The sequence below is a fragment of the Mesorhizobium sp. M0040 genome (genome assembly GCF_040323505.1).
In the GTDB taxonomy this organism is placed as follows: Bacteria; Pseudomonadota; Alphaproteobacteria; order Rhizobiales; family Rhizobiaceae; genus Mesorhizobium.
This window is the reverse complement of record NZ_JAMYVA010000110.1, coordinates 1-4,561: the sequence shown is the minus strand read 5'-3', so window position 1 is coordinate 4,561 and position 4,561 is coordinate 1. Positions and strand designations below refer to the sequence as shown.

General features: G+C 57.7%; 5 protein-coding genes and 2 pseudogenes. 6 read left to right on the top strand and 1 reads right to left on the bottom strand.

Annotated elements, in window-relative coordinates; translation table 11 throughout:
* From NKJ91_RS33340 to NKJ91_RS33315, 6 genes and pseudogenes are all read left to right on the top strand, one after another.
* On the top strand, window positions 1-164 hold a 164-nt coding region (locus tag NKJ91_RS33340; RefSeq protein ID WP_352458890.1), incomplete at its 5' end, for a transposase.
* Between the two features lie 1,106 nt (window positions 165-1,270).
* Window positions 1,271-2,431 (top strand): TlpA disulfide reductase family protein, encoded by a 1,161-nt coding sequence (locus tag NKJ91_RS33335; RefSeq protein WP_352458889.1) that lies wholly within the window; start codon window positions 1,271-1,273, stop codon window positions 2,429-2,431.
* 344 nt (window positions 2,432-2,775) lie between these two features.
* A pseudogene (locus tag NKJ91_RS33330) lies at window positions 2,776-3,245 on the top strand (NifX-associated nitrogen fixation protein).
* 21 nt (window positions 3,246-3,266) lie between these two features.
* On the top strand, window positions 3,267-3,470 hold the full coding sequence (locus NKJ91_RS33325; RefSeq protein ID WP_352458888.1) for a CCE_0567 family metalloprotein: 204 nt from the start codon (window positions 3,267-3,269) through the stop codon (window positions 3,468-3,470).
* Window positions 3,467-3,790, top strand: a complete 324-nt coding sequence (gene fdxB / locus NKJ91_RS33320; protein ID WP_352458887.1) for a ferredoxin III, nif-specific — start codon at window positions 3,467-3,469, stop codon at window positions 3,788-3,790. The genes NKJ91_RS33325 and fdxB overlap by 4 nt, the downstream gene beginning before the upstream one ends.
* Before the next feature lie 24 nt (window positions 3,791-3,814).
* Window positions 3,815-4,138 (top strand): exopolysaccharide production repressor protein, encoded by a 324-nt coding sequence (locus NKJ91_RS33315; protein WP_352458886.1) that lies wholly within the window; start codon window positions 3,815-3,817, stop codon window positions 4,136-4,138.
* A 285-nt stretch (window positions 4,139-4,423) separates the two neighbouring features.
* Here NKJ91_RS33315 and NKJ91_RS33310 read toward each other — a convergent pair.
* Window positions 4,424-4,561, bottom strand: a pseudogene (locus NKJ91_RS33310) (IS630 family transposase); the annotation flags it as partial.

Here is a 4,561-nt window from a genome sequence, read left to right as displayed (position 1 = left end):
GCACCCTGGTCGTTCGCATCTTCCCCAACCCGCGGAGCTGTCTGCGGCTGGTTCGGGCATTGGCGGTGGAGATCCACGAGAACTGGCTCGAGGCGACCCGCTATCTCAACATGGATCATCTGCGCGAGCACAAGAAGGAGAGCCTGAGGGCCTTGGCCGCCTGAGCACCGTCATGTGTCCGCCGCTCCGCTAAACACGGGGGCTGCGCGGCGGACACGCCGACGTCAACGCAATGCCACGCCATTTTGCAGAACTTGACGCACACAACTGCTATCACGGTCTTCTCATTACTGGCCGGGAGGCTTAACAACGCAACGACCGTGCCGTGGCCGACGCCCTCAACTTCGAGTGGGAACGGTCGGGCTCCTGCCGCGGTCGGCGGGAATCGATCGCATAAATCACGTTGGCATGGTCTGGAATGGCAGGCGGTTAGGGGTGAGGACGGCCGCATCTTCAGCGTTTTCAGTCGGTCCAGCTCAACGCGCGTGGCGACCGAGTGGTCTTTGGCCGGTCAATTCCGAGAACGCTCACATTCGCTCCAGGGGGTCCCTGTAGGGCTTGTGCACAGGGACACAGAACGACAAAAGCAGGTTCACCGGGCCGGCGCATGCCGGCACTCATCCTAGCCCTCTTCGCCACGATCATAATCGTCAATCTGGTGATGACGGTACTCGCGACCCGCAGCCGGACATGACCGGCTTCGTCGTGAAGAACTCCGGCGTCGGGAGCCAGGAATTCAATCCAAAGCGGAAGAGGCAGGGCAGAGGCGATGCTCGGATCGAGCGGCCCCTGATATCGCAATGGCGTTCCGCTACCACCTGAGCGACCGAAACGGCAAGAAGCTCAAGCAACGCTTGAGGCGGACGATAATGATGAGCCTGGCGGTAGCCAACGCAGTCATGATGTCCATGTGCTCGTCCCTCAGCCCGAATATATATCCAGTCGTCCGTGGCCATGCTTCTCTGGCGACGCGAAGCGCGTGATGCGTGTTCAAGACCTGACAGTGGCAGAAAACATGTCGCGTTCAATACAACCGACCATCTTGGCATTTGAAGGCTTTTTCTGCGACTCATGCGCTTACTGCCCGCTGAGCGCGTTGGCACGGCATTTGCGAATTGAGATTCAGCAACACTGAGTGAAGGCTGACTGCACGCAGATGCGCAAGACGAGCGATACTCTCCCTTCGTTGAACCCTCGTGCCCCGTCTCAACGGTGGAACAAGCTTGCGCACAAGGTCACGCAACCTTTGGCAACAGCTTTGGAGAGCAAAATGATGTTGCGGATGGGGTCACCGGCTCCCTCGATCAAAGTGGAGGACTGGCTGCGTGGCGAGCCCCTTGCGAACTTCCACTCCGGCAAAGTCTATATCGTCGAATTTTGGGCAACTTGGTGCGAACTATGTGTGGCGGAGATGCTCCAGCTGATGCGGCTCCAGGAGAAATACAGGGACAGCGGACTTGAGGTCGTCGCAGTCGCGGCTAATGAAGACGCTCCTACGGCCGTTGAGGCTCGCACCAAGTTAAACGCTTGGTTGGCCGAAAAGTGCTCGAATCTGAACTATCCGATCGCGTTCGACTACACAGGCGAAATGAACAAGCTTTGGATGGAACCCAGCTTTTCTGTTGGGATTCCGACCTCGTTCGTGGTCGACCGAGACGGCAACATCGCCTTTATCGGTCATCCCAGCCAACTCGATGAGATTTTGCCGAAAGTGCTCAGCGGCAGCTGGCGCACTAGCGATAAAGCGAAAGCCGCGGATACAGAGCGGATCGCCAGATGCGAACCTATGGCGCGTGAACAAGCGTTGAAGCAGCCGATCGATGACAGATTCTGGGCGGCAGTGAAGTTAGAAGATTGGAAGACGGCGCTCTGGGCGATTGAAGAGGGCATCGCCTTGATGCCGGACGACATCCATTTCCGCCTGGCTCATGCGCATCTGTTGCTTCACAAAATTCAAGACATGTGGACCGGCTTGCCCGCGATGCGCCAATTGGTTCGCGATGCGATCGACAAAAACTCCGAGGACTGGATGGTGTCGGCGCTAGACCAACTTTTCCATCCGGCCAATGACCATTCGCGCCTTCCCCCTGCTGAGCGCTTCGCGATGGGCAAGGAGCTCTCCGAACACATCTTGGCGCTGAATCCCCCGCAAGGCGACAGCCCTAAGTACCGGTCTTATCCGGCTGTCGCCCGGTACTATCACGATAACGGCAACAACGATCGCGCGATCGAGTTGGTCGAATTGACACTGAAGTCGCTGGAAGGTCCGGAGCCTATCCCGGACGATCTGAAAGAGGACCTTCTACCGGATTTGCTGCAGGCGCTGGCCAACTACAGAGGCGGGAAGGTTTGTTACGGCGCTCTCTGTGCGGCTCCGCAAAACAAGCTTCCCGGAGGTGCCAAAGCGCGGCCGGGCGAGAAGAATACTTAAGAAGGGGGGAGGGTCGGAATGTTTACTGGCCAATTCGCCCATTTCCTGGCGTGGCCGCAAGCAGGCCCCATGCAGCACAGGATGGATTGTTTGCAGCAGGTTCGAGGTTCGTATCTTGCGATGACCTGCGGCCGCATCGCGGCGGAAGTCATGCTCGACGCGATTTCTGGCCGTGGTGGAAGACCTCGCAGTCGAGGACGCGTCCAACGTCGGCCAAAGGGAAATCAATTGCTTGGAATTGGCCGCCCCGAGCCGAGCGTCGGCTGCGCAAGTATGCCCGAGGGAGGCGTCCCGAAAAAAGAAACCGTCCTTCGAGGAAGTGGACTGAAATGAGGACAGGCGAAATGTCTAGTGCTGCGGTCAGCCCGGCTGTCAACGAGGACGAGGCGGCCCTTGCCATGCCTTTTGTCAGATGCCTCGTGCGGCTGATCCGTGCTCAAGATTCCTATGGCTCGTGGGAAGCCAAATCGGACTCCACGCTGCTGGCCGACTTCATCGTCACCAGAAAACAGCGCCGTGCGATGCCTGTCATCGGTGATCTCGAGCCGGACGTGCTGTGGAGGCTCGACATGTCCTACACCGCCGTCGGGCTCGCGATCGAGGAGCGCTCCGGCCTGATGACATCGCCAACGACGGAGATGAAACCCATGGGGGGCTTCGGATGATTGCTTTTCACGCCCGGGCGGTTGGTCGCTGTCGAGACATCCACCGGTTCGGCTTCGAGACGTTCAGGAAGCTCGCGAAGGCCGGTACGAAACTGGTCGACGATGCGACTGCAGCCATTGAAGTTCCCGACGTGGCGCGGGCGTCATGAACCGATTTCGAGGAAAGATCAATGTCAGACCTAGATGAGATGGGGAAGAAAGTCCGAAAGCTTCAGCTGCGCGCGGCAGTTGCCAAGATGAAATTGCGCGACCTTGCAGAGAATCTCCCGGTAAAATGGACGGAGATAGAGGAAGTTGCCGAGGAAACGTCGGCCGTTTTTGCCGAGTTGGATGGTGCCAAGAGAGAGCTCGCTGCAATGAAGAAGTTACGATGACGAGCACATTCACCACCCGCGACGGCTCCGGATGGGTGCCGGAATATCTCACCGCTATAGACGGCGCGACCTGCATCGGCTGCGGCCGCTGTTTCAAAGTCTGCTCGCGCGAGGTCATGCATCTTTACGGAGTCGATGACGCGGGTGAAATTTCGGGCGTCTGCGACGGCGATGACGACGATTTCGACAGCGAGCTCAATCGCATGATCATGGTCGTCGATCATGCCGGCCGCTGCATTGGCTGCGGAGCCTGCGCCCGCGTCTGCCCGAAGAACTGCCAGACCCATGTTGCGGCCGACCAGGTCGCAGCATGGATCTGAGGAGACAAAACCAGGAGAACGGCGTTGCCCATTAAAATCTTTTCTCGCGTCCTTGGACTGGTCCTGTGCAGCAACGCTCTGACTGTCTACTTAGCTTCTCATTCCATCCGCACAGTAGTCGTCACGACGCTGGGTTGTTCGCTGCTCCTTCAGCTGGCCTATTTCGCAAGCGTTCTCTTTCTGATTTGGCGGTCTAGCTGCGCTAGCAGAGCTGGCCAAAGGCTTGAGCATTTCGGCACTTGCAAGGAAGTTGGATCCGAGCCGCCAGACTTTGATGAGGTGACGAGTGAATCCGCAGATTTGCTCCAGCGCGATCAGATGCTGGCCATATCGCTGCTGCTGCCTTGAGGCGCCATGACAAGGTCAGTGCTCAAGTTAGTGCCACTTTGGACCAACCGTAAACATTGAGCAGATATTAGAAGGAATACTGTGCTTGAGAAGTCGATGGTGAATGCAATCCGGTCATTGTAGTTAATCCAGGAGATGCAGTTCTTGAATGCATACGCTTTGGGGTAGCCTCTCGCAGCACGCCAGCCTGCGGTTGCAACTCTCAATGACGAACGAGGCGCTGGAAATAGTAATGGGACTCTTCTGGCGCCGGATAATGCATACGACGTCAAATCGAAGACTCCTCTAGTGGATGGAATCTAACATTTGGTGCCCGCTTTTGACGGCGGCAATGATCTTGTCGGGGTCGGCGGTCCAACTGAAGGGCTTTGGTTGCTGGTTGTGCTCTTCGAGGAAGCGGTTGATTGCGGCCTGGAGGTCGAC

Coding starts and splice junctions, on each gene's coding strand:
- NKJ91_RS33335 (WP_352458889.1), top strand. CDS start 1,271: ATGATGTTGCGGATGGGGTCACCGGCTCCCTCGATCAAAGTGGAGGAC.
- NKJ91_RS33325 (WP_352458888.1), top strand. CDS start 3,267: ATGTCAGACCTAGATGAGATGGGGAAGAAAGTCCGAAAGCTTCAGCTG.
- fdxB (WP_352458887.1), top strand. CDS start 3,467: ATGACGAGCACATTCACCACCCGCGACGGCTCCGGATGGGTGCCGGAA.